This is a genomic window from Actinoplanes nipponensis, assembly GCF_016862275.1.
GTDB lineage: Bacteria > Actinomycetota > Actinomycetes > Mycobacteriales > Micromonosporaceae > Actinoplanes > Actinoplanes nipponensis.
Genome location: NZ_BOMQ01000061.1, coordinates 143,853 through 169,099, shown reverse-complemented (window position 1 = coordinate 169,099; position 25,247 = coordinate 143,853). Strand labels below are relative to the sequence as shown.

The following is a 25,247-nucleotide window of genomic DNA, read 5'->3' as shown; positions in this document are numbered from 1 at the left end:
TCGATATCTCGACACTGTTTTCACGACCGTCTACATTGCAGACTGAACTGTTAAGCAGCACCTGACATGGGGGTGTTCTTAAGTGATCTTAATGGATGCGCAATAAACCGGACACGTGATCGACGCATCACGGTCCGCAGTGGATCTTGCGCCAGCGAGCGCTCGGAGATCCACTTCACCCTCCCGGTGATCGACTCAGCGCGTTGATCCACGCAGAATTCACCGGATTCGAGGTCGATCGGGCCATGCCCGTATCCTCCGTTGGGACAGGCTTTTCCGGACACTCGCGGGCGTGGCGGCCATTGACGGACGCGGACGTCCCGAACGAGCAAAGAAATGCGCCGGCCCGCTCTTTGCCGGTATCCGGGAGGCCGCCGATTGGTTCACCGAAAATTCACGGCTGAGTGGAAGTTTCGCGGCCCACCCCGTCGCTCCGTAATGCCGGCGGTCCGGTGGCCGGGCCCACCCGCCACAATGACCGGATGACTCACTTCGACGGCCTCGACGACCTGCTCGCCCGCGACGAGCTGGGCACGACCGGCTGGCACCTGATCGACCAGCGGCGGGTCGACGCGTTCGCCGACGTCACCGGCGACCACCAGTGGATCCACGTCGACCCGCAGCGGGCCCGCGAGCAGGGACCGTTCGGCGGAACGATCGCCCACGGCGCGCTGACGCTGTCGCTGTGCACCGCCTTCGTCAGCGAGATCGTGCAGGTCCGCAACGTCACCCACGTGGTCAACGGCGGCTTCGACAAGGTCCGCTTCCGCGCCCCCGTGCCGGTCGGCGCCCGCCTGCGCGGCACGGCGAGGCTGGTGGCGGCCCGGCGGATGGCCGGGGGCGCGCGGACCACCATCCGGATCACGGCCGAGATCGAGGGCGGGAACCGGCCGGCCTGCGTGGCCGAGCAGATCCTGGCGTTCTACGGCTGACCCCGGCCGATCGACATGTACTGCACGGTGTCACCCTTGAGCTCGAACAGAACGGTCCAGCCGGCGTGGCCCGGCACCGGCAACTGGTACGCCGTCTTGGAGCTGCTCGTGAGCCCCTGGCCCGCGTACGCGGCCTTCAGCGCGGCCAGGCTGGACCCCCGCTTGACGCCGGCCGCGGTGACGGCGCCCGCCGGCGCGGCGATGGCGTCGAGCTTGCCGTCCCGGAACGAGGCACCCCCGGCGCCGAGAAACGCCTCCAGCCGCTCCACCATGCGCTGCGCCGAGTCGGCGTACGCCTTGGCCGCCTTGGCCGAACCGGCGGCGGAGGTGTCCGTACCGGCGTCGGCCTTGGCCACGGCCTGCTCGAGCTTCTCGTCGGCCGCCATCCGGGCCGGGTCGGGCTTGGGCCCGCCGACGAAGGAGTACACGGTCTTGCCGAGCACGGTGGAGACCGGCTCGGTCTGCAACTCGCCGGTGGCCAGGGCCTCCCGCTCGGTCATGGTGATGCTGAGCTTGCCGAAGGAGTCGGGGCCGAAGAAGCGGGCCGGACTCTGCTCCGGGACCGCGGCGGCCGGGCCGTCCGCGGCGGTGGTCCTCCCCGGGGCCGGGGTGGTCTGGCAGGCGGTGGCCAGGCCGGCCAGGAGGAGGGCGACCGCGCCGGCGAGCAGCCGGCGGCGGTGGGCGATGCGAACTGTGTCCCCGTTTTGCATGCCGGGGAGCCTAGACGCGGGCCACGGGCAAGATCCAACGACATTCGCCGATCGCTCCGGGAAGCTCGACGGGCCGAGTGACGGGATCCTCAGGTGCCGCCGGGGGCCGGGTTCGTGGTCCAGAGACGCCCGCTCTTCGCGTAGTCCGCATCGGCGCGATCCACGACGAGGATCGTCTCGCCCGTCCGCGTCGTCCGTGGCGTGGGATGGTCGACGCCGAGAACCCGGATGGGGTTGCCGGTGGCCTTGTCGTACAGACTCGGCACACCGACGAACTCTCCCGGGCGGACGGCGCCGACGACGACCAGGCCGCCGCGCGCGGCGATGTCGAACACCTCGTTGACCTGGAACTCGGTCGCGGTCATGGCTGGTTGTCCCGGAGGCGCTCCAATGCCGGCCCCTCGCTCGCGTATGCGGTGTCTTCCAGTTCCCGCAGCGGACGGCTCAGATGCTCGCCGTCACGCTGCTGCCGGACGTGCGTGTGCTCGTGGGCGATGGTAGCCGCCAGGGATTCCTCGTCGGCGAAGCTCGCGGGGCCGAGACGGATCTGCGCCCCGTGGAGTTCCGACGGCGTGTAGGCGCCGGCGTCCATGTGATCGAGATACCTGATCTCCTCCGGATCGGTGATGATCACGACGTCGACGTCCCGCAGGTCGATGCCCATCCGTCCGGCGATCGCCTGGACGTTCTCCAGCGTCATCGGGGTGCCCGGCCCGTGGTCGAGGACGTCCCGGTTGGTGCGCACCGGACTCTTGCTGAAGTAGGGCTCGGCCCCGGCTCCGGGTGCCCGGTCCGGCCGCGTCCGAGGTCGCCGACGCGGTCCCCCAGCCGCCGCATCGCCTCGCCCAGCCTGCGCAGGCTCGCGATCAACCCCCGCAACCACCGCGCGATCCGCGCCCCCCACGACGCGCACAACGTCGTGACCTGCTCCACCACCAGCGGCGTGGCCAGCCCCGCCGTCGCGATCAGCTCCCCGGCGTACCCGATCAGGCGGGAGACCACCGTCGCGACCGCGTCGCGGACCATGAGCCGTACGGTGCCGATCAGCGCCCCGGCCGCCTCCGTCATCACCGCCATGCCCTCGGCCGCCGTGCCCAGCGTCCGCAGCTTGCGCGCCCGCTGGTCGGCGTGTCCGCGGTACGAGGCGCCGGCCGCGCCGGTCCAGTCCGCGACGTCCCAGCGGGCCCGGCGGGTCAGGTCGGCGGCCTGGTCGTGCAGGGCGCCGGCGACGTTGCGCCAGGTCCGGGCGTGGGCGGCGATCCGCGCCGGGTCACCGGCGAGCCAGTCGAGCGCCTCGGACAGCGGTTTCACGTGCTCGATCAGCCAGGCGATGCCGTACTGCAGCAGCGCGGCCGCCGGGTCGGAGACCAGGGCCAGGCCGTCCAGGCCCGCGCCGACCACGCCGAGCGTGCCGTCGATCCAGGAGCCGGCGCGGACGCCGCCGATGATCAGCTCGATGTCCTCGGCGATCCACACGCCCGCCCACGCGTCCGTCATCGGCGGGCTTTCGTCAGCCGGCCGCCGGGGCCGACCGGCGCAGCAGCTCGGTCATCTCGGCGGGTGGCAGCGGCCGTGCGAACAGCCAGCCCTGCCCGGTGTCGCAGCCCAGCGCCCGCAGCCGTTCCGCCTGCAGCCGGGTCTCGACCGCCTCGGCGGTCACGCTGATGCCGATGGCGTGGGCCAGCCGGATGATCGTCTCCACGATCCGTTCGTCCACCGAGTCGCCGCCCGCCGGGTCGCGCAGGCCGTCGACGAACGGGCCCGCGAGTTTCAGCGTGTGCACCGGCAGCCGGCGCAGGTAGGCGAAGTTGGAGTAGCCGGTGCCGAAGTCGTCGATCGCGATCCGGATGCCGCGGTCGGCCAGGCTGGCCAGCGCCTGCAGGGGGCCGTTGGCGTCCATGATCGCGCTCTCGGTCAGCTCCAGGACCAGCAGCGACGGGTCCAGGCCGGTACGGGCCAGGATGCCCTCGACCTCGTCCGGCAGCGCCGGCTCGTGGGCCTGGGAGACGGTGATGTTGACGCTGACCGACAGCTGCAGCTCCGGGAACTGCCGCGCCCAGTCGGCGGCCTGCGCGCACGCCTCCTCCAGCACCCAGCGGCCCAGGGGCACGATGATGCCGGTCTCCTCGGCCAGGGTGATGAACGCGTCCGGGGCCAGCTCGCCCAGCACCGGGTGCTGCCAGCGCAGCAGCGCCTCGACGCCGGTCAGGCGCTGGTCGGCCAACGTCACCAGCGGCTGGTAGACCAGCGAGAACTCGCGGCGGTCGAGCGCGTCCGGCAGGGCGGCGGCCAGCGCGTACCGGGCCGCCTGGCGGGCGTTGCGGGCCGCGTCGTACATCACGAAGCGGCTGCGGCCCTCCGACTTCGCCACGTACAGGGTCAGGTCGGCGGCCTTCATCAGCTCGGCGGCGCTGGTCTCGTGGACGTTGCTCTCCACCACGCCGATGCTCGCCGAGACCCGCATCCGGTGCTGGCCGAGCTGGTACGGCTCGGCCAGGGCGGCCAGCGTCTTCTCGGCCAGCGCGGTGAGTTGCTCCGGGCCGCTGGAGCGCTCGATCAGCAGGACGAACTCGTCGCCGCTCATCCGGCCCGCGAGCTGCCGGAAGTCGGCGGCGCACTCGCGCAGGCGCTGGGCCACCGCCACCAGCAGCTCGTCGCCGATCTGATGGCCCAGGGTGTCGTTGACCCGCTTGAACCCGTCCAGGTCCAGGTAGCACAGTCCCACCCGGGCGTCCGGGTCGGTGGTGGCGAAGATCCGGTCGAGCTGGTCGCCGACCATCGTGCGGTTCGGCAGGCCGGTCAGCGGGTCGTGGGTGGCCTGGTGCTCCAGCCGGTGCTTGAGCCTCCGGCGGTCGGTGATGTCCTGCACCATGGCGATCGTGAACTCCGGCCGGCCGGCCTCGTCGCGGATCAGCGACACCGTCAGGTCGGTCCACACGACGGCGTGGTCCTTGCGGTAGTACGCCTTCTCCATCCGGACGTGGTCGTACTCGCCGCCGATCAGCGCCTCGTACAGCTTCCACATCTCCGGCGGGTCGTCGGGATGGCTGAGCTGCGGCACCAGCAGGTCGCACATCTCCTCGCGGGTGTAGCCGAGCAGGTCGGCGAAGGCCTGGTTGACCTGCACGATGCGCCCGTCCATGGTGCTGATCCCGATGCCGATGGCCGCGCCGTCGAACAGCGCCCGCAGCCGGGCCTCGCTGGACCGCAGCGCCCGTTCGGCCGAGGCGTGCGCGCTGAGCACGGCCTTGCCCAGCAACTCCTGTTCGGTCATGGTGGCGGCGCGGATCGCCGCCGCGTACCCGGCGGCGACCGCGGCCTGGATCTCCACGACGCGCCGGCCGGCCGCGGCGCCGGCCGCCGCCGGCAGGTCGGTGCCGATCAGCGTGATGGTGGCGGCCAGCACGGCCGGCTCGGTCAGGTGGGCCTCGACCAGCGCCGATCCCACCTCGCCGGCCGCCCGCGGGTCGAACGGCTCGGCGTGCGCCGCCGCGGCGAGCCGGTCGGTCAGCCGCCGGAGCAGGGCGTCGAGGTCGTCGGTGTCCATCGGCACGAAGCCCTCGTGGGCGACCAGCCGGCGCCAGTGTGCGGCGAAGCCGGACAGCCCGGCCGGTGCCCGGCCGTCGTGCAGGCCCATGCGGCGCTCAGTCTTTTCTGCCGACACCGGCGTAGGCGCCGACCTGCTCGGGATGCTCGTCGACCGGGTCCTGCGGGTCCGGGCGCCACTGCGGAATGAACACCAGGCCGGGCTCGACCAGGGAGAAGCCGGTGAAGTAGGCGGCGATCCGGTCGCGCGGGCGGAGCACGATCTCGGTGGCGGTACGGGCGGAGAGCCGTTGCGCCTCCACGACCTCGGCCGGCTGCCCGTCCGCAGTGGCGTGCGAGATCAACAGGTAGCTGCCGGGCGCCATGGCCTCGCGCAGCGCCGCCACCGTGCCGGCCGGGTCGTCGTCGTCCGGCACGAAGTGCAGCACGCCGGCCAGCAGCACGGCGACCGGCTGGGCGAAGTCGATCAGACCGAGCTTCTCCGCCTCGGCCAGCACCCTGTCCACGTCGCGCACGTCGGCGCAGATCACGCCGGCCCGGTCGACGCCGGCCAGGATCGCCCGGCTGTGCTCCACCGCGACCGGGTCGATGTCGACGTAGACGACGGTGGAGTCGGCCGCCGCCTCCAGCGCGATCTCGTGGACGTTGCCGGCGGTGGGGATGCCCGAGCCGATGTCGAGGAACTGCCGTACCCCCTGGGCGACCAGGTAGCGAACCGCCCGGCGCAGGAAGACGCGGTTGGAGCGCATGGTCTCGCCGATGTTCGGCGTCATCGCGGCGATCTGCTGGGCCAGCGCCCGGTCGACGGCGAAGTTGTGCGCCCCGCCGAGGAAGTAGTCGTAGACGCGCGCGGCGCTGGGCCGGTTCACATCGATCCCGGCTGGTACCCAGTCGGCCTGTCCGGTCACGGTGGAGCCTCCCTGTTCGCGGCGCCGCGGCGCGGTCGCCTCTACACAACGGCGCGCAAGACCACAACTGTCTATCGTTCCCACCCGCGCTTGGCAACAGGTTCGACCCCGTTCGGGGAAGGTCCATCGTGGTCGGCGGGAAGGTGTGGCCGTTCAGGCGGGCAGGCCGTCCAGCCGGGCGAGGACCTGCAGCATCACCTCGTCGGCGCCGGCGCCGATGGAGGTCAGCCGGGTGTCGCGGAGCAGCCGGGCCGTCCACGTCTCCTCCAGGTAGCCCATGCCGCCGTGGAACTGCAGGCACCAGTCGGCGACCTCGCGGATGAGCCGGCCGGCCTTGAGCTTGGCCACCGTGGCCATCCGGGTGATGTCCTCGCCGGCCATCAGCGCCTCGCAGGTCACCAGGTTGTGGCTGCGCAGCAGCTCCACCTCCGCCTGCAGCTCGGTGAGGCGGAACGCGACGTACTGCCGTTCGGCGAGCCGGCGGCCGAAGACCTGGCGGTCCAGGACGAACCGGCGGGTGCGGTCGAGGGCGTACTGGCACTGCCCGACGGTGGTGTACGCGGCGAACATGCGCTCGGTGACGAACTGGCGCATCTGCTGCTGGAAGCCGCGGCCCACCTCGCCGATGGTGTTGTCCACCGGCACCCGGACCTCGTCGAGCACCAGCTCGGCGGTGTCGGAGCAGCGGTTGCCCAGCTTGTCGAAGGTGCGCACCACGCCGAAGCCGGGCCGGTCGGTGGGCACGACGATCTGGGACATGCCCCGGTAGCCGCCCTCGTCGGAGGTGCGGGCGAGCAGGCAGACCCAGTCGGCCTGGGCCCCGTTGGTGATGTACGCCTTGCGGCCGGTGATGACCCAGTCGTCGCCGTCGCGGACCGCGCGGGTGCGCAGCTGGGCGACGTCGGAGCCGGTGTCCGGCTCGGTCACGGCGATCGAGGTGACCGCGGCGCCGGCGATGGCGGGCGCCAGGTAGCGCTGCTTGAGCTCGGGTGAGCCGTACTCGTGCAGCGACGGCGTCGCCATCATCGCCTGGACCCCGATGGCCATGCCGACGCCGGCCGCGTGCATGCGCCCGTACTGCTCGGCGGCGACCAGCTGGAAGCTGTGGTCGGCGCCCTCCCCGCCGTAGGCCGGGTCGTACTCCAGGCCGAGCAGGCCCAGGGCCGCGGCCTTGGGCAGCAGGTCGTGCAGCGGCACCCGGCCGGCCGCCTCCCAGGCGTCGACGTGCGGGTTGACCTCGGTGTCGACGAACCGGCGGACGCTGTCGGAGAAGGCGCGGTGGTCCTCGTTGAGCCGCATGGGCCGACGCTAGCGACGCCGCCGGGCAGAAACAAGCGCGCTTGCTTGTTTTTTGCACCTGTGCCACTGTCGGTTGCCATGAGCCCCGAGATGCTGCGCGTCGGGAACTGCTCCGGGTTCTACGGCGACCGCCTGACGGCGATGCGCGAGATGCTCGAGGGCGGCCGGCTGGACGTGCTCACCGGCGACTACCTGGCCGAGCTGACCATGCTGATCCTGGCCCGGGACCGCGCGAAGGACCCGGACGCGGGCTACGCCCGGACCTTCCTGGCCCAGCTGCGGGACTGCCTGCGGCTGGCGCTGGACCGCGGCGTGCGGATCGTCAGCAACGCCGGCGGGGTCAATCCGGGCGGCCTGGTCGCGGCCGTCCGCGCGCTGGGCCTCGACCCCCGGATCGCCCTGGTACGCGGGGACGACCTCACGCCGCGCGCCGGCGACCTCGGGCTGGGCGCACCGCTCGGCGCGCACGCGTACCTCGGCGCCTTCGGCATCGCCCGGGCCCTGCGGGCCGGGGCCGACGTGGTCATCACCGGCCGGGTGACCGACGCCTCGCTGGTCGTCGGGCCGGCGATCGCCCACTTCGGCTGGGACCGCGAGGACTTCGACAAGCTCGCCGGGGCCACCGTGGCCGGCCACGTCATCGAGTGCGGCGCCCAGGCCACCGGCGGCAACTACGCGTTCTTCACCGAGCTCGACGACCCGCTGCGGCCCGGCTTCCCGATCGCCGAGCTGCGCCCGGACGGCTCCAGCGTCATCACCAAGCACCCGGGCACCGGCGGCGCGGTCACCGTGGGCACGGTCACCGCCCAGCTGGTCTACGAGGTGGCCGGCGCCCGCTACCCGGGCCCGGACGTCACCACCCGGCTCGACACGGTGACGCTGCGGCCGGCCGGACCGGACCGGGTGGAGATCAGCGGGGTACGCGGTGAGCCGCCCCCGCCGGACGTCAAGGTCTCGTGCACCTCGGTCGGCGGCTACCGCAACGAGCTGACCGTGGTGCTGACCGGGCTGGACGTCGAGGCCAAGGCCGCGCTGTTCCGCCGCCAGTTCGATGCCGCGCGCGGCGCCGAACCGGCCGAGGTGCAGTGGGGCCTGGCCCGGCTCGACACCCCGGACGCGCCGACCCAGCAGCAGGCGTCCGCGCTGCTCACCGTGGTCGCGCGGGACCCGGACGAGAAGGTGGCGGGCCGCGCGTTCAGCAACGCGGCCGTGGAGCTGGCGCTGTCGTCGTACCCGGGCTTCTTCAGCACCACCCCGCCGGAGCGGGCCCGTCCCTACGGCGTCTTCACCGCCGGGTACGTGCCGCAGGCCGTCCCGGCGCACGAGGTGGTGCACGACGACGGCACCGCCGAGCGGATCGACCCGCCCCCGGTGACCCGGCCGCTGGCGGAGCCGCGCGCCGATCCGCCCCCGCCGGTCGCGCCCGGCCCGACCCGCCGGCTGCCGCTGGGCACGCTGGCCGGGGCCCGCTCGGGCGACAAGGGCGGGGACGCCAACGTGGGTCTGTGGGTACGCGACGACGCGGCGTACCCGTGGCTGGCCGCGCTGATCACCGAGGACACCGTCCGCACGCTGCTGCCGGAGGCGGCGGCGCTGCCGGTACGGATCACCCGGCTGCCCGCCGTCCGGGCCGTCAACGTCGTCATCGAGGGCCTGCTCGGCCGGGGCGTGGCCTATCACGCCCGCTTCGACCCGCAGGCCAAGGCGCTCGGCGAGTGGCTGCGGTCCCGGCACGTCGACATCCCCACCGCGCTGCTGGAGGCCCCGTGACCGTCCTGCGGTCGACCCTCGATCCCGCCGCGCCGGAGGCCCGCGCCGCCCGGCAGGCCATGCTGGAGGCGCTCGACGACATCGGCGCCGAGACCGCGAAGGCCGTGGCCGGCGGCGGCGAGAAGGCCGTCGCCCGGCACCACGCCCGCGGCAAGCTGACCGCCCGCGAGCGGATCGAGCTGCTGCTCGACGAGGACGCGCCGTTCCTGGAGCTGGCCGCCCTGGCCGGCTACGGCTCGTCCTTCGCCGTGGGCGGCAGCGTCGTCGCCGGCATCGGCGTCGTCAGCGGGGTGGAATGCCTGCTGATCGCCAACGACCCCACCGTCCGGGGCGGCGCCAGCAACCCGTGGTCGCTGCGCAAGACGCTGCGGATGCACGAGATCGCCCGGCACAACCGGCTGCCGGTGATCTCCCTGGTCGAGTCGGGCGGCGCCGACCTGCCGACCCAGAAGGAGGTGTTCGTCCCCGGCGGCGCGGTGTTCCGCAACCTCACCCAGCTGTCGGCGGCCGGCATCCCGACGATCGCGCTGGTCTTCGGCAACTCCACGGCCGGCGGGGCCTACCTGCCGGGGATGAGCGACCACGTGGTGCTGATCGAGCGCCGGTCCAAGGTCTTCCTGGCCGGGCCGCCGCTGGTCCGGGCGGCCACCGGCGAGGAGTCCGACGACGAGTCGCTGGGCGGCGCGGAGATGCACGCCCGGGTGTCCGGCCTGGCCGACCACTACGCCGTGGACGAGCCGGACGCCATCCGGATCGGCCGGCGGATCGTGGCCCGGCTGAACTGGCGCAAGGCGGCCGGCCCGGTCACCGCCGCGCCGCGGCCGCCGCGGTACGCCGCCGACGAGCTGCTGGCCATCGTGCCGCCCGGGCTCAAGGCGCCGTTCGATCCGCGCGAGGTCATCGCCCGGATCGTCGACGACAGCGACTTCGACGAGGTCAAGCCCCTGTACGGCAGCTCCCTGGTGACCGGCTGGGCGCAGCTGCACGGCTACCCGGTCGGCATCCTGGCCAACGCCCGGGGCGTGCTGTTCAGTGCCGAGGCGCAGAAGGCGGCCCAGTTCATCCAGCTCGCCAACCGCTCGCACACCCCGCTGTTGTTCCTGCACAACACCACCGGCTACATGGTCGGGGCCGAGTACGAGCAGGGCGGCATCATCAAGCACGGCGCCATGATGATCAACGCGGTGTCCAACTCGACGGTGCCGCACATCTCGCTGCTGATCGGCAACTCGTACGGCGCCGGCCACTACGGCATGTGCGGCCGCGCCTACGACCCCCGCTTCGTCTTCGCCTGGCCGAGCGCGCGGTCGGCGGTGATGGGCGCCCAGCAGCTCGCCGACGTCACCACCATGGTGTCGCGGGCCTCCGCGCTGGCCCAGGGCAAGCCGTTCGACGAGGACGCCGCGCAGGTCCTGCGGCAGGCGATCGAACAGCAGATCTCCGCGGAGGCGATGCCGATGGTGCTGTCCGGGCTGGTCTACGACGACGGGATCATCGACCCGCGGGACACCCGCGACGTCCTCGGTCTCGCCCTGTCCGCCATCCACACCGCGCCGGTGTCGGGCACCGACGCCTTCGGCGTCTTCCGGATGTGAGCCCCATGACCCTCAGCAGCGTGCTGGTCGCCAACCGCGGCGAGATCGCCCGGCGGATCTTCGCCACCTGCCGCCGCCGCGGCCTCGCCACCGTGGCCGTCTTCTCCGACCCGGACGCGGACAGCCCGCACGTGCGGGAGGCGGACAGCGCGGTGCGCCTGCCCGGCGCCGCGGCGAGCGAGACCTACCTGCGCGGCGACCTGATCATCGCGGCCGCCCGGCGGGCCGGCGCCGACGCGATCCACCCGGGCTACGGCTTCCTCGCCGAGAACGCCGGCTTCGCCCGCGCGGTCGGGCAGGCCGGCCTGACCTGGATCGGGCCCGGCCCGGAGGCGATCGAGGCGATGGGCTCCAAGATCGAGTCCAAGCGCCGGATGGCCGCCGCCGGCCTGCCCGTGCTCGACCTGCTGGACCCGGCCGCCGTCACCGAGGCCGAGCTGCCCGTGCTGATCAAGGCGTCGGCCGGCGGCGGCGGGCGCGGCATGCGGATCGTCCGGACGCTGGCCGAGCTGCCCGCGGCGGTGGAGTCCGCCGCGCGCGAGGCGGCCGCCGCGTTCGGCGATCCGACCGTCTTCTGCGAGCGGTACCTCGACTCCGGCCACCACGTCGAGGTGCAGGTCCTGGCCGACGCCCACGGCACGGTGTGGGCGCTGGGCGAACGCGAGTGCTCCCTGCAGCGCCGCCACCAGAAGGTGATCGAGGAGGCGCCCGCCCCGCTCGTCGACCGGATCGGCGGCGACCTGCGCGAACGCCTGCACGCGGCGGGCCGCGACGCCGCGGCCGCGGTCGGCTACCGGGGGGCCGGGACGGTGGAGTTCCTGGCCGCCGCGAACGGCGACTTCTGGTTCCTCGAGATGAACACCCGGCTGCAGGTCGAGCACCCGGTGACCGAGTGCGTGACCGGCACCGACCTGGTCGGCCTCCAGCTCGACGTCGCGGCGGGGCGCCCGCTGAGCGGTCCGGAGCCGGCGATGACCGGGTACGCCGTCGAGGCCCGCCTGTACGCCGAGAGCCCCGCCGAGGACTGGCGCCCGCAGACCGGCACCGTCGTCACCTTCGACGTGCCGGAGGTGAGCGCCCGGTTCACCCGTCCCGGGCCGGACGGGCTGCGCCTGGACTCCGGCGTCGAGGCCGGCAGCGTGGTCGGCGCCCACTACGACGGCATGCTCGCCAAGGTCATCGCGTACGCGCCGACCCGGGAGGCCGCGGCCCGGCAGCTCGCCGCCGCCCTGCGCCGCACCCGCGTGCACGGGGTGACCACCAACCGGGACCTGCTGGTCGCGAGCCTGCTGCACCCGCGGTTCCTGGACGGCACGGCCGACACCGGCTTCTACGCCGCCCACCCGCCGGCCGCGCTGACCGCCGGCGCCGGGCTGGAGCCGGCGGTCGGCGCCCTGGTCGCGGCGCTGTCCGACGCCGCGTTGGTCCCCGGCCCGGCCCGCGGCTTCCGCAACATCCCGGTCGGCTACCGCAGCCGCCGCTACGCCGCCGGCGACACCGAGATCGAGGTGCGGTACCGCCTCGGCCGCGACGGCCTGGAGGTGGCCGGCCTCGCCGACGTCGCCCTGGTGGCGGCCACCGCCGACGCCGTGGTGCTCGACCTCGACGGGGTCCGCCGCCGCTGGACGGTGGGCCGGTTCGCCGACCGCGTGGTGGTCGACGGCCCCGGTGGCTCCGTCGAGCTGCGCCGCGTCCCCCGCTTCACCGATCCGTCGGCCCGCCCGGTGGCCGGCGCGCTGGTGGCGCCCATCCCGGGCACCGTGGTGCGCACGGACGTCCGGGTCGGCGAGGCCGTCGTGGCCGGTCAGGCGTTGATCTGGCTGGAGGCGATGAAGATGGAGCACGTGGTGCGCGCGCCGGCCGCCGGCACGGTGACGGCGCTGCCGGTCCCGGTCGGCCGGCAGGTCAGCCAGGGCACGCCGCTGGCGGTGGTGGCGTCGGCGGATGACTGACGACTCGGCGCCCAAGCAGGACCGCTCGCGGGCGACGCGGCGGCGGCTGCTCGAGACGACCATCCGGTGTCTGGCCCGGCACGGATGGGAGGTCTCCACGGTGGCGTTCATCGCCGCCGAGGCCGGCATCAGCCGCGGGGCCGTGCAGCACCACTTCCGGACCCGCGAGGCGCTCATCCTGGCCGCGCTGGAGCACATGTTCGAGGAGCGGGCGGCGTTGCTCGACGCGCTGCCCGATCCCGGGGGCGCCGACCCCGACCGGGTCCACGCCGTGGTGACCGGCCTGGTCGACGCCATCGGCGGCGAGCTGTTCCGGGCCGCGCTGCAGGTGTGGACGGTGGCGGCCGCCGACCCCGAGCTGCGGTCCGCGGTGGTGCCGCTGGAACGGCACTTCGCCCGCGGCGTGCACCGCCGCGCGGTCCGGCTGCTGCGGGTGGACGACACCGACCCGGCCGTGCGCGGCCTCATCCAGGCCACCCTCGACCTGGCCCGCGGCCTGGCCCTGGCCGACGTCCTGACCGACGACTCCCGCCGCCGGGCCCGGGTCGTCCGGGCCTGGTCGGATCAGCTGGCGGCCGCCCTCGCCGCGAGCGTCCCGGACTGATCATCGTCGATGTCTTGACACCGGGTCCGGGGCTGGGCTGGGCTGGTCCGGACAGGAAGGTGCCGACGATGACAGCATCCACCACCAGGCTCCGGCGCCTGGTCACCGCCGTGGTCGCGACGTTCGGCGTCGCGAGCCTCACCCTCACCGGCTCGGCCGTCGCCGCGGGGCGGCCGGCCGCCTGGGCCGGCACGTGGAGCACCGGCGTGACCGGTCCGGCCACCGCGCCCAACCCCGAGACCGTGTTCGACAACCAGACCCTGCGCCAGATCGTGCACACCAGCATCGGGGGCCGCTCGCTGCGCGTGCGGCTGTCCAACGAGTATGGCGCCCAGCCGCTGGTGATCGGCGAGGCGCGCGTCGCCCGGCACGCCGGCGGCGCGCGGATCGTGGCGGGCACCGACCGCCGGCTCACCTTCGGCGGGCGCTCGTCGGTCAGCATCCCGCCCGGCGCGCCCGCGCTCAGCGATCCCGTGGCGCTGTCCGTGCCGGCGCTGTCCGAGCTCGTGGTGAGCATCCACCTGCCGCGGCGCACCGTGGCGGCCACCGTGCACGGCTCGGCGTTCCAGACGAACTACGTCGCGGCCGGCAACGTCACCCGCTCCCCCGACCTGACCGGCGCCGCCACGACGACATCCTGGTACTTCCTGTCCGGCGTCAGCGTGGCCGCCCCGCCCCGGGCCGCCGCGGTCGTGACGTTCGGCGACTCGATCACCGACGGCGCGATCACCACGGTCGACGCCAACCACCGCTGGCCCGACTTCCTGGCCCGCCGGCTGCAGCAGGCCGCGCCGGACACCCTCGGCGTGCTCAACAAGGGCATCGGCGGCAACCGCCTGCTGTACGACGGCAACACGCTGCCCGATCCTCCGTTCGGCGGCATCGGGCCGCTCTTCGGCGACAGCGCGCTGAGCCGCTTCGACCGCGACGTGCTGGCCCAGCCGGGCGCCCGGGCCGTGATCGTGCTGCTCGGCATCAACGACATCGGCCAGCCCGGCTCGATCGCGCCGGCGTCGGAGGCGGTCACCGTCGACGAGCTGATCGCCGGCTACCGGCAGCTGATCGCCCGGGCGCACGAGCGCGGCCTGCGGATCATCGGCGCCACCCTGACCCCGTTCCAGGACACCACCATCCCGGGCTACTACACCGCGGCCAACGAGGCCAAGCGCGCCGCGGTCAACCGGTGGATCCGCACGAGCGGCGAGTACGACGGCGTCATCGACTTCGACCGTGCCGTCCGGGACCCGGCGCAGCCGCTGCGCATCCGGCCGCAGTACGACAGCGGCGACCACCTGCACCCCAACGACGCCGGCATGCGGGCCATGGCCGACGCCGTCCCGTTGCGCCTGACGGCTCAGACCGCGTAGGCCAGCGGCACCGGCAGCGGCTCGTCGCCCCACGCGCCGGTCAGGACCGGCCCGGTGACCCGCTGGCTGGTGCCGAGCCGGCGCAGGACGGCCAGCTCCACGTCGTCCGTCACGATCACGGTCGGGTCCTCGTCGACGACCCGGCGCACCACGCCGGCGGCCGGCACCGGGGCGTCCCCGGTGCCGCTGCCGCAAACCGTCATGGCCGGCCGGCGGGTCTCCCGCCGGCCGTCGACCTCGAAGTACTCCTCCGCCTGGGTGCCGCCGGCGTGGATCACCCGGGACAGCTCCGCCGCGTAGACCGGGTCGCCGCAGGCGTCGTAGAGCCAGCGGCGGCCCAGCACCGAGTGCTCGGTGGTGGCGATCAGCCACTGCTCGGCGCCGTCCAGGGGCGCGGGCCGGTAGCTCAGCGGGACCTGCAGCACCGGGCCGTCGCCGGCGCGCACCAGCATGGTCTCCAGGCCGACCGCCCCGGCCGGGTCGTCGAAGCGGTACGCCGAGACCCGCACCAGCTCGGCCGAGGGCGTGCCCTGGAACCAGGGGCGGCCGGGCAGCCAGCCCGCCAGGAGCTCGAGTTTGGTCGGGGTCACGTCCGCGCGGTGCAGCAGGGCCATGGGCCGAATCTAGAGGATCGGCCCCCGGCCCGGCGGGCCGGCTACCCCGGGGTGGTCGAACCAGGCCACCCGTCATCGACCCGCGACCGCGCTGTCACCGCGTCAGAGGGTGCGGCGGGCCGGCCCCGCGTCGCCCCAGACGGCGAGCTCGCCGCGGGCCAGGCACACGATCAGGAAACCGTCCGGTCCGGCCACCGCCCAGGACTCGACGTCGGGATCCGCACCGACCCACAGCTCCGCCCCGCTGCCGAAGGTGATCCGCAGCTCGCCGTCCGCGCTCACGCAGGCCGAGCGCACGACGTCGCCGAGCAGCGTCGCCAGCACGTCGGAGCAGTTCTCGCCCGGCTCGACGTCGGCCGGCCCGTGCGGCCCGGTGAGCCGGACGGACGTCTCGACCAGCACCTGGCGACCGCCGGTGAAGTTCAGCACGACGGCGTGGCCGAGCCGCACGTACTCCAGCTTCCGGCCGACCAGCAGGTCGATCGAACGCGCTTGCCGGGGGCGCCGTCCGGCGTCCAGGTCGGCGACCATGACTGGCAACATGAGGACCTCGATCGGCTCGTCGAACACTGACGGCAGGACCGTAGCCCGCGTTTTCATAAGAGATCCTTAAAGGCGCCGGAAATATCCGCGCCGGCCGCTCGGTGACGCCGCGCTGTGCGCCGCTCACCCAGCGCATCGACGCCCATCGACCGTTCGGGGGACGCGCGCCGTTCACGGCCCCCGCTGTCGTCATGCGGACACGAACCGGGAGATCCATTGTTTCCGGCCCGCGGAAAGGCATTGCTAGCTTTTACCTCCCCGGCCGGCCGGAACTGCGCCGCATCCGCCGGCGACGTTTCTCCGGAGGTGATGGCCATCGGCACGGCACCGACATCGCGACACAGCCGGGCGGGCGGGGCCGGCCGTTTCGGCCGCTTCGCCGATCCGGGCCTGGCCGGCCTGGTCGGCCTGGCCGGCCTCGTGCTGGCCCTGATCGGCGTGGTCATCGCCTTCCTGTCCTGGCGCGGCGACGAACGGGAACGCGCGGTCGGGGCGGCCCCGCCGGCGCGCGGAGCAGCCCCGAGCGTTCCGTCGACAGCGCCCCGGGACGACGACGCATCGGCCGAACTGTCCGCCCTGATGCGTGACCCCCTCGTCGACTATGCCTTCGATCTCCCCATGCGGGGCGGATACGCCTACGAGATCGACACGGACAACCACCGGGTCCCCACCAATGACGGCTTCGCCGAGGCCGATCCGGGCGACCCCGACCGGGACCTTTATCGCAGCGGCTCGGAAAGCGAACTGCGGAAATGGCAGCTATACGTTCCGCAGCCGCCCAAAAGGGATATGAAACCGGGGGTCTTCCAGAGGATGAGGGCGGACGCCACGCCGGCGGATTGCCGGCGGCTGGGCGGCGACATCGGCCGGGGCTCGATCGACGCCACCCTCGATGCGGTGGACGCGAAGGCGTGTGTCAGGACCAGTGCGGGACGCTGGGCACTGATCGCCGTGACCGGCGTACCGGATCCGTCGGACGACCTGCTGCACGTTCGCGTGGCCCTGCTCCGGCGATGACGCCGGCCGGGGCGCGTCTCAGCGCGGCGCGGGGATCGCCGGGTGCGCCGGCGCCGTACGCCGCGCCCGGCGGGCGCCCCGCAGCACCTTCACCACCATCGCCGGCCGCAGCAGGGCGGACCCGGGCGCGAGCAGGTGCTGGACCCGGACCAGGGTCCGGACCACCTCGGGCGAGACCTGGGCGGCCCGGAAGATCTTCCGCTGGTACCAGTGGGTCAGCGCCAGGGCCCGCGGCCGCGGGCCGGCCGTGCCCGGATACGCGAAGTCGGTCGAGGCCGCCATCCGCCAGGCCACGGTGATCAGCCTGCCGGTACGGCGGTAGAAGTCGCGCGCCATCGCCACCCCGGCGCCGCGGTGCCGGTCGAGGCACCCCGCCAGCGCGACCGCCTCCTGGGCGGCGACCGTGATCCCGTGCCCGTACACCGGGTTGAAGCTGCACAGCGCGTCGCCCAGGGCGACGTAGCCGGCCGGGATCCGGCGCAGCCGTTCGAAGTGCCGGCGCCGGCTGGCCGGATAGGTGTAGGCGACCGGGTCGGACAGCGGCTCGGCGTCGCGCAGCAGCTCCGCGATCACCGGCTGCGGCAGGCTCTCGGCGAAGCGCTGGAAGCCGGCCGGGTCGGTGGGCGCCTGCGCGCCGTGGAAGCCGCCGAGCGTCACCAGCCACCGGCCGCCCTCGACCGAGAAGGCGGCGCCGTAGCGGCGGTGCTGCGGTGGGCTCTCGGCCACCACGACCAGGCCCGGCCCGCTCAGGCCGGCGGGGCGGCCGCGTACGAGCCGGGTCGTGTAGTGCACCCGTACGGTGATCACCGACTCGGGCGGCGGCGGGAAGCCGAGGTCCCGCAGCCAGCGGTCGGAGCGGCTGCCCCGCCCGCTGGCGTCGGCCACCAGGTCGGCGGCGAGCGTACGGCCGTCGGCCAGCGCCACCCCGGTCACCCGCTCGCCGGGCCGGCCGGTCAGCCCGGCCACCGCGGTCTCCTCCAGCACGGCCACCCGCGGCACGGCCCGCAGCCGCCGGCGCACGCAGCTCTCCAGCAGCGGCCGGCTCATCGCCAGCATGCGGACGCCGCTCTCGGCCCGGGTCCGGTAGCCGTCGAGCTGCCAGACGACCGCGTCGCGGGCCACGTCGACCCAGCGCGCGCCCCGCTCGACCAGCTCGCCGGTCAGGCCGGGGAAGAGCTGCTCCAGCGCCTCGCGCCCCACCGCGAGCAGGGCGTGCGGGTGGGCGCTCTGCGGCACGCCGCGGCGGCTGTCCGGGCCGGGGGGCAGGCGGTCGCGGTCGACCACCGTGACCCGCTCGAACCGGTCGGCCAGCACCCGGGCGGCGGCGAGCCCGGCCATGCCGGCGCCGATGACCACGGCGTGACCCGTCGCGCCCGGGACGGCGGCGGCTTGCTGCTGCACCCCTCGATCGTGGCACCGCCGGGGCCGGCCGCCTGTCCGAGATCCGTCAGCCGCCGGCGGGCCGGTGCGGGCCGGCGGAACCTGGCAGGATCGGTGCGGTGACGGGCTCCCTGTTAGCGGTCAGCGACCTGCACGTGTCGTACGCGGAGAACCGCCGCGTCGTCGACCGCCTGCGTCCCGATTCCGACGCGGACTGGCTCCTGGTGGCCGGCGACGTCGGCGAGATCTTCGCCGACGTGGAACGGACGCTCGCGCTGCTGCGCGGCCGCTTCTCGACGGTGGTCTGGGCGCCGGGCAACCACGAGCTGTGGACCTACCCCGCGGATCCGGTGCAGCTGCGCGGGCGGCAACGGTACGACGCCCTGGTGCGGATGTGCCGCGACAACGGCGTGCTCACCCCGCAGGACGAGTATCCGGTGTGGCGCGGCGCCGGCGGACCGGTCACCGTCGCCCCGCTGTTCGTGCTCTACGACTACTCGTTCCGCGCGCCCGGCACCAGCACCAAGCAGGAGTCGCTGGCCAAGGCGTACGACGCCGGGGTGGTCTGCACCGACGAGATGATGCTGCACCCGGACCCGTTCCCCGACCGGGAGTCGTGGTGCTGGGCCCGCATCGCCGAGACCGAGCGGCGGCTGGCGGCCACGGATCCCGCGCTGCCGACCGTCCTGGTCTCGCACTGGCCGCTGGTCCGCCAACCGACCGAGATCATGTGGCATCCGGAGTTCGCGCAGTGGTGCGGCACCGAGCGCACCGCCGACTGGCACCTGCGGTTCCGTGCCGCCGTCGCCGTCTACGGGCATCTGCACATCCCGCGGACGACCCACTACGACGGCGTCCGGTTCGAGGAGGTGTCGCTCGGCTACCCCCGCGAGTGGGGCCGGCGCGGCCCGGAGCCGCAGCCGATGCGCCGGGTGTTCGAGGAGGCCCGGTGATCGACCGGCTGCTGCCGCCGGCGGTGGTGCCGGTCGAGGCGTTCGCCGACCGGCCCGGCGAGCCGGTCTTCCCCGGCGAGCAGGACCTGATCGGCGACGCCGTCGAGGGCCGGCGGCGCGAGTTCGTCACCGGGCGGCGGTGCGCGCGCGAGGCGCTGGGCCGCCTGGGCCACCCGCCCGCGCCGATCCGGCGTGGTCCCCGGCGCGAGCCCTGCTGGCCGGCCGGCGTGATCGGCAGCATCACGCACTGCGCCGGCTACCGGGCCGCGGCCGTCGCCCGCGCCACCGATCTGGCCGGGCTCGGCATCGACGCGGAGCCGCACGAGCCGCTGCCCGACGGCGTCCGGGCGATGGTGACCGCGCCCGGGGATGCCGAGCTGCTCGACGAGCTGGCCCGCCGGGACGCGTCGACGCACTGGGACAGGCTGCTGTTCAGCGCGAAGGAGTCCGTCTACAAGGCCTGGTATCCGCTCACCGGGCGCTGGCTCGGCTTCGAGGACGCGCGGCTGAGCATCGACCCCGCCACCGCGACCTTCACCGCGTACGTGCTCGTGGACGGCCGCCGCGATGACGGCGGCCCGCCCCTGACCGAGGTGACCGGGCGGTTCCTGGTCGAGCGCGGCCTGATCCTGACCGCCGTCACCGTCCCCGGTTGACCGCGTGGCTGCGGCCACGTTCCCCCGGCGGTACGGTCGCCCGGTGACCACCGAGCCGCCGATGGCGTGGACCGAGGCGCGGGCCGTCGCGTACGCCGCGGGTCGGGCCGCCCGGCCGGAGCCGGTCGCGGCGCCGCTCGCCGAGGCCGACGGGCTCACGCTGGCCTCCCCGCTGACCGCCCGCACCGACATGCCGGCCTTTCCGGTGTCCACGGTGGACGGTTACGCCGTCCGTGGTCCCGGGCCGTGGCCGGTGGTGGGGCGGGTGCTGGCCGGCTCCGTCCCGGAGCCGCTGCGCCCCGGCACAGCCGTGCAGATCGCCACGGGCGCGATGGTTCCCGCCGCGACCGAGCACATCATCCGCGTGGAGGACGCCGACCAGCGTCCCGGCGGGCTGGTGAGCGGCGTCGCGCCCCCGGCCCGGCAGTGGCGCGAGCCCGGTGACGAGGCGGCCGGCGGGGACGAGCTGCTGCCCGCGGGCGTGCCCGTCACGCCGGCGGTGATCGGCCTGGCGGCGATCAGCGGGCACGACACGCTGCCGGTGACGCCGGCCGCGAGCGCCGCCGTGGTGGTGTTCGGCGACGAGCTGCTCACCGCGGGCCCGCCCGGCCGGGGCCGGATCCGCGACGGTCTCGGCCCCCAGCTGCCGGCCTGGTTGCGCCGGCTGGGCGCCGCCACCCCGGCCGGCCTGGCCGGGCCCGGCCCGGTCGAGGACACCCTGCCGGCGCAGACCGCGGCGGTCGAGGCGGCGCTGAAGCACGCGGAGGTGGTGTGCACGGTCGGCGGCACGATGCACGGTCCGGTCGACCATCTGCGGGCGGCGCTGGCCGCGCTGGGCGGGCGCCACCTCGTCGACCGGGTGGCCGTCCGGCCCGGCTGGTCCATGCTGCTGGCCGAGATCCCCGTCCCGGGCGGGCCGCCACGGTTCGTCGTCGGCATGCCCGGCAACCCGCAGTCGGCCATCGTGACGCTGGTCTCGCTGGTGGCGCCGCTGCTGGACGGCCTGGCCGGCCGCGCGGAGCGACCGCTGCCGACGGTACGGCTGACCGAGCCGGCGCGCGGCCGGGGCGGCGCCACCCACCTACTGCCGGTCCGGGTCGAGCACGGCGCCGCCACCCCGGTACGGCACGCCGGCTCGGCGATGCTGCGAGGGCTGGCCCGCGCCGACGGCTTCGCGGTCATCGCGCCCGGCACGGACGGCGCGGCCGGCGACGTCCTGCCCTGGGCGCCCCTGCCGCTGGTGCCGGGCGGGCGGCCGTGACGCCGGGGAGCGTCGGGTGGGGCGGACGTTTCCGGTCGGGTCATCAACGAACGACCGGCATTTCCACCTGGTGCTTCGTACCTTCGAGTGGCTGAGGGTGACAGACGGGGGTTGATGCCGGCATGATCAGGCGCTCCACCGCTTCGTCACGAACCGCCCTTGAGATTGGTCAGGTGAAGGTGCGGCGGCGTTGACGTCGGGCGGGTTGTCGGCGGGTCATGCCGGCGGTCGCGGCCCAGCGGATGAGGGCCTCGGCGACCTGCGGCTGGCGTTCGTAGTCGCGGGCCAACCGGCGGTTGGCGGTCAGCCACGCCAGGGTCCTGTCCACGACCCAGCGGCGCGGCTGCACAGCGAATCCTCGCTGGTCGGCGGGCTAACGCACGAGCTCGACGGTGGTTTCGAGCGACGCTGAGCGGGGCTGGCCTACCGCCGTCGCGGTCCTGCCACGAGGCGGCCAGGACGGCGACGGTGATCAGCAGCCCGGCGGTGTCGGTGACGATGAACCGCTTCCTGCCGTTGATCTTCTTACCCGCGTCGTAGCCCCGCGAGTCGTGTCCGACGGTGTCGGCACGTTTGACACTCTGGGATTCGAGCACTCCGGCCGACGGCTCGGGCTTGGTCCGCAGCCCGGCGAGCAGATTCTCGGTGACGCCAGCGTCTTCCCAGCGGGCGAGATACCAGTACACGGTCTGCCGTGGCGACAGATCCGCCGGCAGGTACCGCCCGGGACAGCCCGAGCGGTAGAGGATCGCGTTGACGATCTCGCGCCGCGGGTGCTTCTCAGGCCGGCCGTCCGCACTCGGCTCCGAAGCAGGTCCTTGACCAGGTCCCACTGGGCGTCGCTCAGGTCGGACGGGTAACCCACGGCGCGATGACACCGCGCCACCCTGCCCGACCCTTGCGATGGTCGACGAACTGCTCGTCGAGGGCCTGCGTCCCACCGTGTTGGTTGCCGACGCCGGCGAACTCCGCCAAGCGCGACGTTCTTGTTCCACCGGGTCCGCCCGGCCGGGCCGGCCATCCGCTCGGCCCATCCGGGCCCCGACCGGCTATCGGCCCTGCCTGCGACCACGGCGAAGCGCACCCCGATCCGGCCCCACCGGCCGAATCCACTTCCCGCAAAGCTTCCTACGTGCCCGCGCCGAAGTACCGCTGCGCCTCGCGGATCCCCCGGCCGAGCGCCTCGACCTCCTCGTGGGTGTTGTAGAGGTAGAACGACGCGCGCGTGCTGGACTGCGCCCCCAGCGCACGGTGCAGCGGCCAGGCGCAGTGATGTCCGGTGCGCACCGCGATGCCGAGGTCGTCGAGGTACTGGCCCACGTCGTGCGGGTGGACCCCTTCGACGACGAACGAGACCGAGCTGCCCCGGTCCTTGGCCGTGCCCGGCCCGAGGATCCGCACCCCCGGCAACGCGCCGACGGTGTCCAGGGCGTGTGCCGTCAGCTCCTCCTCGTGGGCCGCGATGCGGGCCATGCCGAGCTCGGCGAGGTAGTCGCACGCCGCCGCCAGGCCGGCCGCCTGCGCCGCCGGCGGGACGCCGGGCTCGAAGCGCTGCGGCGGCGGCAGGAACGACGACCGCTCCATGGTGACCACCTCGATCATCGAACCCCCGGTGAGGAACGGCGGCATCAGGGCCAGCAGCTCGGCGCGGCCGAAGAGCACCCCGATCCCGTACGGGGCGAGCATCTTGTGCCCGGAGAAGCAGAGGAAGTCGACACCCAGCTGCGTGACGTCCACCGGGAAGTGCGGCACCGACTGCGCCGCGTCGACGGCCACCAGCACCTCCGCGTCGTGCGCGACCTTGACGATCTCCGCCAGCGGCGAGACGGCGCCGGTCACATTGGACTGGTGGGTCAGGGCGAGGAACCTGGTGCGCGGGGAGATGAGGTGGGCCAGGCGGTCGGCGTCGAGCCGTCCCTCCGCTGTGACCGGCGCCCAGCGCAGCGTGGCGCCCGTACGCTCGCAGAGCTGCTGCCACGGGACCAGGTTCGCGTGATGCTCCAGCTCCGTGACCAGCACCTCGTCGCCCGGGCCGAGCCGCAGCCGGCCGGCGGCCGAGCCGGCGAGGGTGGCGTTGCTGATGGCGTAGGTCAGCAGGTTGATCGCCTCGGTCGCGTTCCGGGTGAAGACGATCTCGGCGGGGGTCGCGCCGAGGAAGGCCGCGACCCGCTCGCGGGCGCCCTCGTAGGCGTCGGTGGCTTCCTCGGCGAGCAGGTGCGTGCCCCGGTGGGCCGCGGCGTTGTGCTCCAGGTAGAACTCGCGCTCGGCGTCGAGCACCCGCAGGGGCTTCTGCGACGTCGCGGCCGAGTCGAGATAGATCAAGGGCCGGTCCCCGCGTACGCGGCGGCTCAGGATCGGGAAGTCCGCGCGGATCGCCGCCACGTCGAACCGCCGCGCTGCGGAGTCGTCCTGGGTCATGCCGTGCTCCCGTCTCAGCCCGTCACCCGGGCCGCCACCTGCTCGCGGAGTTCCGCCTTGTCGACCTTGCCGACCTTGGTGTGCGGGAAGCCGTCGGTCAGCTCCAGCCGGTCGGGCAGCTTGTAGTCGGCGAGGCCCTGCGAGCGCAGGAACGACCGCAGCGCCTCCAGCCCCGGCGCCTCGCCCCGCGGCACGACCCAGGCGCAGGTCCGCTCGCCCAGCAGCTTGTCCGGCATGGCCACGACCGCCACCTCGCGGACCGCGGGATGGGTGATCAGCAGGTCCTCCACCTCGCCGGCCGACACCTTCTCGCCGCCGCGGTTGATGACGTCCTTGATCCGTCCCTCGACGACCATGTTGCCCTCGGGTGTGAACCGGACCAGGTCGCCGGTGCGCAGGAAGCCGTCAGCGGTGAACGCCTTGGCGTTGTGCTCGGGCACCCGGTAGTAGCCCCGCAGCGTGTACGGCCCCCGGGTGAGCAGCTCGCCGATCGCGCCCGCCGGCACGTCGCGGTCCCGGTCGTCGACCACCCGCAGCTCGTCGTCCGGACACAGGGGACGGCCCTGGGTGTGGATGATCACGTCGAGCGGGTCGTCGAGGCGGGTGAAGGTGAGCAGCCCCTCGGCCATCCCGAACCAGTGCGTCAGCGTGGCGCCCAGCTCGGAGTAGATGCGCCGGGCGACCTCCGGGGCGAACCGGGCGCTGCCCACCTGGATGAGCAGCCGGGAGAAGTCGACGTCGTAGAAGCCGGCCGACTCCAGCCACATCAGCACCAGCGGCGGCATCAGCGTGACGAGGGTGACCGCCTCCTCCTCGATGAGGTCGAAGCAGTCGTCCGGGCTGGGGCTCGGCGGCAGCACCACCTTGCCGCCGACCAGCAGCGTGCCCAGCAGCCCCGGGCAGCCCAGCGCGGCGTTGTGCGCGATCGGCAGCGCGGCGAGGTAGGTGCTGTTCTCGTCGTGGCGCAGCCCCTCGGCCGTGGCCCGCAGCTGGTACGCGTAGTCGTCGTGGGTCCGCGGGATCAGCTTGGGCAGCCCGGTGGTGCCCCCGGAGAGCAGGAAGAACGCGACGTCCGCCGGGTCGGGCCCGGGGAGCGGGCACGGCTCGGCCTCGACGTCGCGCAGCGCGGTGGCCTCGCCCGGATCGCCGTCCACCAGCACGTGCTCCACGGTCTTGACCCGGCCCGCCACCTCGGCGGCCAGCGGGCGGTAGTCGAAACCCTGGTGGACGTCCGGGATCACGTACGCGACCGCCTCCGCGGCCTCGCACAGGTAGACGATCTCGTTGCGGCGATGGTTCGGCAGCGCGAACACCGGCGGCGCGCCCAGCCGGAACAGCGCGATGCTGACGGCGGCGAAGGCCGCCGAGTTGGGCAGCTGCACCACGACCGGGTCGCCGCGGTCGATGCCGAGCGCCCGGAACCCGGCCGCCAGCCGGTCGGCCCAGGCGTCCAGTTCGGCGTACGTCCAGCGGCGCTGCTCGTCGTCCACGATGGCCACGCGCGGCTCGGGCGCGGCGGCCCACCGTCGCAGCAGCTCGCCCAGGGTCTCCCCGCGCCAGTACCCGGCCTCGCGGTAACGGCGCGCGAACTCCTCCGGGAATCCGTCGAAATCCAACATCGCGTGGTCTCGCTTTCCATGCTCCGGCTGAGGTATTTGACCACCGATCGCCGGTGCACGCCACGAACCCGCCTTTCCGGGAGTACGACCGCGGGATACCGTC

Annotated in this window: 22 protein-coding genes and 1 pseudogene; 10 read left to right on the top strand and 13 right to left on the bottom strand. The window is 74.0% G+C overall.

The genetic code is table 11. The features are described 5' to 3' along the window. The first annotated feature begins 482 nt into the window (after positions 1-482). Entirely contained in the window at positions 483-932 is a 450-nt protein-coding gene (locus tag Ani05nite_RS26335) for a MaoC family dehydratase (RefSeq protein ID WP_203772573.1), read from the top strand. Here the strand turns inward: Ani05nite_RS26335 and Ani05nite_RS26330 are convergent. From Ani05nite_RS26330 to Ani05nite_RS26300, 7 genes are all read right to left on the bottom strand, one after another. After that, positions 923-1,642: a hypothetical protein gene (locus Ani05nite_RS26330; RefSeq protein WP_203772571.1), complete on the bottom strand. Its 720-nt coding sequence runs from the start codon at positions 1,640-1,642 to the stop codon at positions 923-925. The genes Ani05nite_RS26335 and Ani05nite_RS26330 overlap by 10 nt on opposite strands. An 89-nt stretch (positions 1,643-1,731) precedes the next feature. Further along, a complete protein-coding gene (locus Ani05nite_RS26325) occupies positions 1,732-2,007 on the bottom strand; it encodes a hypothetical protein (RefSeq protein WP_203772569.1) in 276 nt (91 codons plus the stop codon). Then, complete coding sequence (locus tag Ani05nite_RS26320) at positions 2,004-2,387, bottom strand: eCIS core domain-containing protein (RefSeq protein ID WP_203772567.1); 384 nt, start codon at positions 2,385-2,387, stop codon at positions 2,004-2,006. The genes Ani05nite_RS26325 and Ani05nite_RS26320 overlap by 4 nt, the downstream gene beginning before the upstream one ends. Further along, positions 2,339-3,139 carry a WXG100 family type VII secretion target gene (locus tag Ani05nite_RS26315; protein ID WP_203772565.1) on the bottom strand — a complete coding sequence of 267 codons (801 nt, stop codon included), beginning with the start codon at positions 3,137-3,139 and terminating at the stop codon, positions 2,339-2,341. Before Ani05nite_RS26315 ends, Ani05nite_RS26320 begins: the two co-directional genes overlap by 49 nt. 13 nt (positions 3,140-3,152) lie before the next feature. Beyond that, entirely contained in the window at positions 3,153-5,279 is a 2,127-nt protein-coding gene (locus tag Ani05nite_RS26310) for a putative bifunctional diguanylate cyclase/phosphodiesterase (protein ID WP_203772563.1), read from the bottom strand. 7 nt (positions 5,280-5,286) lie between these two features. After that, positions 5,287-6,096, bottom strand: coding sequence for an SAM-dependent methyltransferase (locus Ani05nite_RS26305; RefSeq protein WP_203772561.1), 810 nt, complete (start codon positions 6,094-6,096; stop codon positions 5,287-5,289). Between the two features lie 153 nt (positions 6,097-6,249). After that, complete coding sequence (locus Ani05nite_RS26300) at positions 6,250-7,395, bottom strand: acyl-CoA dehydrogenase family protein (protein ID WP_203772559.1); 1,146 nt, start codon at positions 7,393-7,395, stop codon at positions 6,250-6,252. A gap of 78 nt (positions 7,396-7,473) precedes the next feature. On the opposite strand from Ani05nite_RS26300, the gene Ani05nite_RS26295 reads away from it, so the two are divergent. The 5 genes from Ani05nite_RS26295 (at position 7,474) to Ani05nite_RS26275 (ending at position 14,683) form a co-directional block, all read left to right on the top strand. Then, entirely contained in the window at positions 7,474-9,165 is a 1,692-nt protein-coding gene (locus Ani05nite_RS26295) for an acyclic terpene utilization AtuA family protein (RefSeq protein WP_239130638.1), read from the top strand. After that, positions 9,162-10,760 carry an acyl-CoA carboxylase subunit beta gene (locus Ani05nite_RS26290; RefSeq protein WP_203772557.1) on the top strand — a complete coding sequence of 533 codons (1,599 nt, stop codon included), beginning with the start codon at positions 9,162-9,164 and terminating at the stop codon, positions 10,758-10,760. The genes Ani05nite_RS26295 and Ani05nite_RS26290 overlap by 4 nt, the downstream gene beginning before the upstream one ends. A 5-nt stretch (positions 10,761-10,765) precedes the next feature. After that, complete coding sequence (locus Ani05nite_RS26285; RefSeq protein ID WP_203772555.1) at positions 10,766-12,712, top strand: acetyl/propionyl/methylcrotonyl-CoA carboxylase subunit alpha; 1,947 nt, start codon at positions 10,766-10,768, stop codon at positions 12,710-12,712. After that, complete coding sequence (locus Ani05nite_RS26280) at positions 12,705-13,316, top strand: TetR/AcrR family transcriptional regulator (protein ID WP_203772553.1); 612 nt, start codon at positions 12,705-12,707, stop codon at positions 13,314-13,316. Before Ani05nite_RS26285 ends, Ani05nite_RS26280 begins: the two co-directional genes overlap by 8 nt. Before the next feature lie 68 nt (positions 13,317-13,384). Further along, the gene (locus Ani05nite_RS26275; protein ID WP_203772551.1) at positions 13,385-14,683 is read left to right on the top strand and encodes an SGNH/GDSL hydrolase family protein; all 1,299 of its coding nucleotides are present in this window, start codon (positions 13,385-13,387) and stop codon (positions 14,681-14,683) included. Here Ani05nite_RS26275 and Ani05nite_RS26270 read toward each other — a convergent pair. Beyond that, entirely contained in the window at positions 14,671-15,297 is a 627-nt protein-coding gene (locus Ani05nite_RS26270) for a CG0192-related protein (protein ID WP_203772549.1), read from the bottom strand. The genes Ani05nite_RS26275 and Ani05nite_RS26270 overlap by 13 nt on opposite strands. A gap of 102 nt (positions 15,298-15,399) precedes the next feature. Then, a complete protein-coding gene (locus tag Ani05nite_RS26265) occupies positions 15,400-15,897 on the bottom strand; it encodes a DUF6188 family protein (RefSeq protein WP_203772547.1) in 498 nt (165 codons plus the stop codon). Between the two features lie 252 nt (positions 15,898-16,149). Here Ani05nite_RS26265 and Ani05nite_RS26260 point away from each other — a divergent pair, with 252 nt between their 5' ends. Further along, positions 16,150-16,857 carry a hypothetical protein gene (locus Ani05nite_RS26260; RefSeq protein WP_203772545.1) on the top strand — a complete coding sequence of 236 codons (708 nt, stop codon included), beginning with the start codon at positions 16,150-16,152 and terminating at the stop codon, positions 16,855-16,857. A gap of 18 nt (positions 16,858-16,875) precedes the next feature. Here Ani05nite_RS26260 and Ani05nite_RS26255 read toward each other — a convergent pair whose 3' ends face one another. Next, positions 16,876-18,258, bottom strand: coding sequence for an FAD-dependent oxidoreductase (locus Ani05nite_RS26255; RefSeq protein WP_239130636.1), 1,383 nt, complete (start codon positions 18,256-18,258; stop codon positions 16,876-16,878). Between the two features lie 98 nt (positions 18,259-18,356). On the opposite strand from Ani05nite_RS26255, the gene Ani05nite_RS26250 reads away from it, so the two are divergent. The 3 genes from Ani05nite_RS26250 to Ani05nite_RS26240 all read left to right on the top strand — a co-directional run bounded on the left by Ani05nite_RS26250 (position 18,357) and on the right by Ani05nite_RS26240 (position 21,107). Then, positions 18,357-19,190: a metallophosphoesterase family protein gene (locus tag Ani05nite_RS26250; protein ID WP_203772543.1), complete on the top strand. Its 834-nt coding sequence runs from the start codon at positions 18,357-18,359 to the stop codon at positions 19,188-19,190. Then, the gene (locus Ani05nite_RS26245; protein WP_203772541.1) at positions 19,187-19,846 is read left to right on the top strand and encodes a 4'-phosphopantetheinyl transferase family protein; all 660 of its coding nucleotides are present in this window, start codon (positions 19,187-19,189) and stop codon (positions 19,844-19,846) included. The genes Ani05nite_RS26250 and Ani05nite_RS26245 overlap by 4 nt, the downstream gene beginning before the upstream one ends. Positions 19,847-19,907: 61 nt before the next feature. After that, the gene (locus tag Ani05nite_RS26240; protein WP_203772670.1) at positions 19,908-21,107 is read left to right on the top strand and encodes a molybdopterin molybdotransferase MoeA; all 1,200 of its coding nucleotides are present in this window, start codon (positions 19,908-19,910) and stop codon (positions 21,105-21,107) included. Positions 21,108-21,276: 169 nt separating this feature from the next. Here Ani05nite_RS26240 and Ani05nite_RS42425 read toward each other — a convergent pair. The 3 genes and pseudogenes from Ani05nite_RS42425 to Ani05nite_RS26220 all read right to left on the bottom strand — a co-directional run bounded on the left by Ani05nite_RS42425 (position 21,277) and on the right by Ani05nite_RS26220 (position 25,144). After that, positions 21,277-21,993 (bottom strand): annotated as a pseudogene (locus Ani05nite_RS42425) (transposase). Between the two features lie 242 nt (positions 21,994-22,235). Further along, positions 22,236-23,525, bottom strand: coding sequence for an aminotransferase class V-fold PLP-dependent enzyme (locus Ani05nite_RS26225; protein ID WP_203772537.1), 1,290 nt, complete (start codon positions 23,523-23,525; stop codon positions 22,236-22,238). A 14-nt stretch (positions 23,526-23,539) separates the two neighbouring features. Further along, complete coding sequence (locus Ani05nite_RS26220) at positions 23,540-25,144, bottom strand: (2,3-dihydroxybenzoyl)adenylate synthase (RefSeq protein ID WP_203772535.1); 1,605 nt, start codon at positions 25,142-25,144, stop codon at positions 23,540-23,542. Between the last annotated feature and the right edge of the window lie 103 nt (positions 25,145-25,247).

What these genes read in the sequence shown, in the direction of transcription:
- Ani05nite_RS26335 (WP_203772573.1), top strand. Translation starts at nt 483, where the DNA reads ATGACTCACTTCGACGGCCTCGACGACCTGCTCGCCCGCGACGAGCTG.
- Ani05nite_RS26330 (WP_203772571.1), bottom strand. Translation starts at nt 1,642, where the DNA reads ATGCAAAACGGGGACACAGTTCGCATCGCCCACCGCCGCCGGCTGCTC.
- Ani05nite_RS26325 (WP_203772569.1), bottom strand. Translation starts at nt 2,007, where the DNA reads ATGACCGCGACCGAGTTCCAGGTCAACGAGGTGTTCGACATCGCCGCG.
- Ani05nite_RS26315 (WP_203772565.1), bottom strand. Translation starts at nt 3,139, where the DNA reads ATGACGGACGCGTGGGCGGGCGTGTGGATCGCCGAGGACATCGAGCTG.
- Ani05nite_RS26310 (WP_203772563.1), bottom strand. Translation starts at nt 5,279, where the DNA reads ATGGGCCTGCACGACGGCCGGGCACCGGCCGGGCTGTCCGGCTTCGCC.
- Ani05nite_RS26300 (WP_203772559.1), bottom strand. Translation starts at nt 7,395, where the DNA reads ATGCGGCTCAACGAGGACCACCGCGCCTTCTCCGACAGCGTCCGCCGG.
- Ani05nite_RS26295 (WP_239130638.1), top strand. Translation starts at nt 7,474, where the DNA reads ATGAGCCCCGAGATGCTGCGCGTCGGGAACTGCTCCGGGTTCTACGGC.
- Ani05nite_RS26285 (WP_203772555.1), top strand. Translation starts at nt 10,766, where the DNA reads ATGACCCTCAGCAGCGTGCTGGTCGCCAACCGCGGCGAGATCGCCCGG.
- Ani05nite_RS26280 (WP_203772553.1), top strand. Translation starts at nt 12,705, where the DNA reads ATGACTGACGACTCGGCGCCCAAGCAGGACCGCTCGCGGGCGACGCGG.
- Ani05nite_RS26275 (WP_203772551.1), top strand. Translation starts at nt 13,385, where the DNA reads ATGACAGCATCCACCACCAGGCTCCGGCGCCTGGTCACCGCCGTGGTC.
- Ani05nite_RS26270 (WP_203772549.1), bottom strand. Translation starts at nt 15,297, where the DNA reads ATGGCCCTGCTGCACCGCGCGGACGTGACCCCGACCAAACTCGAGCTC.
- Ani05nite_RS26265 (WP_203772547.1), bottom strand. Translation starts at nt 15,897, where the DNA reads ATGAAAACGCGGGCTACGGTCCTGCCGTCAGTGTTCGACGAGCCGATC.
- Ani05nite_RS26260 (WP_203772545.1), top strand. Translation starts at nt 16,150, where the DNA reads ATGGCCATCGGCACGGCACCGACATCGCGACACAGCCGGGCGGGCGGG.
- Ani05nite_RS26240 (WP_203772670.1), top strand. Translation starts at nt 19,908, where the DNA reads ATGGCGTGGACCGAGGCGCGGGCCGTCGCGTACGCCGCGGGTCGGGCC.
- Ani05nite_RS26225 (WP_203772537.1), bottom strand. Translation starts at nt 23,525, where the DNA reads ATGACCCAGGACGACTCCGCAGCGCGGCGGTTCGACGTGGCGGCGATC.
- Ani05nite_RS26220 (WP_203772535.1), bottom strand. Translation starts at nt 25,144, where the DNA reads ATGTTGGATTTCGACGGATTCCCGGAGGAGTTCGCGCGCCGTTACCGC.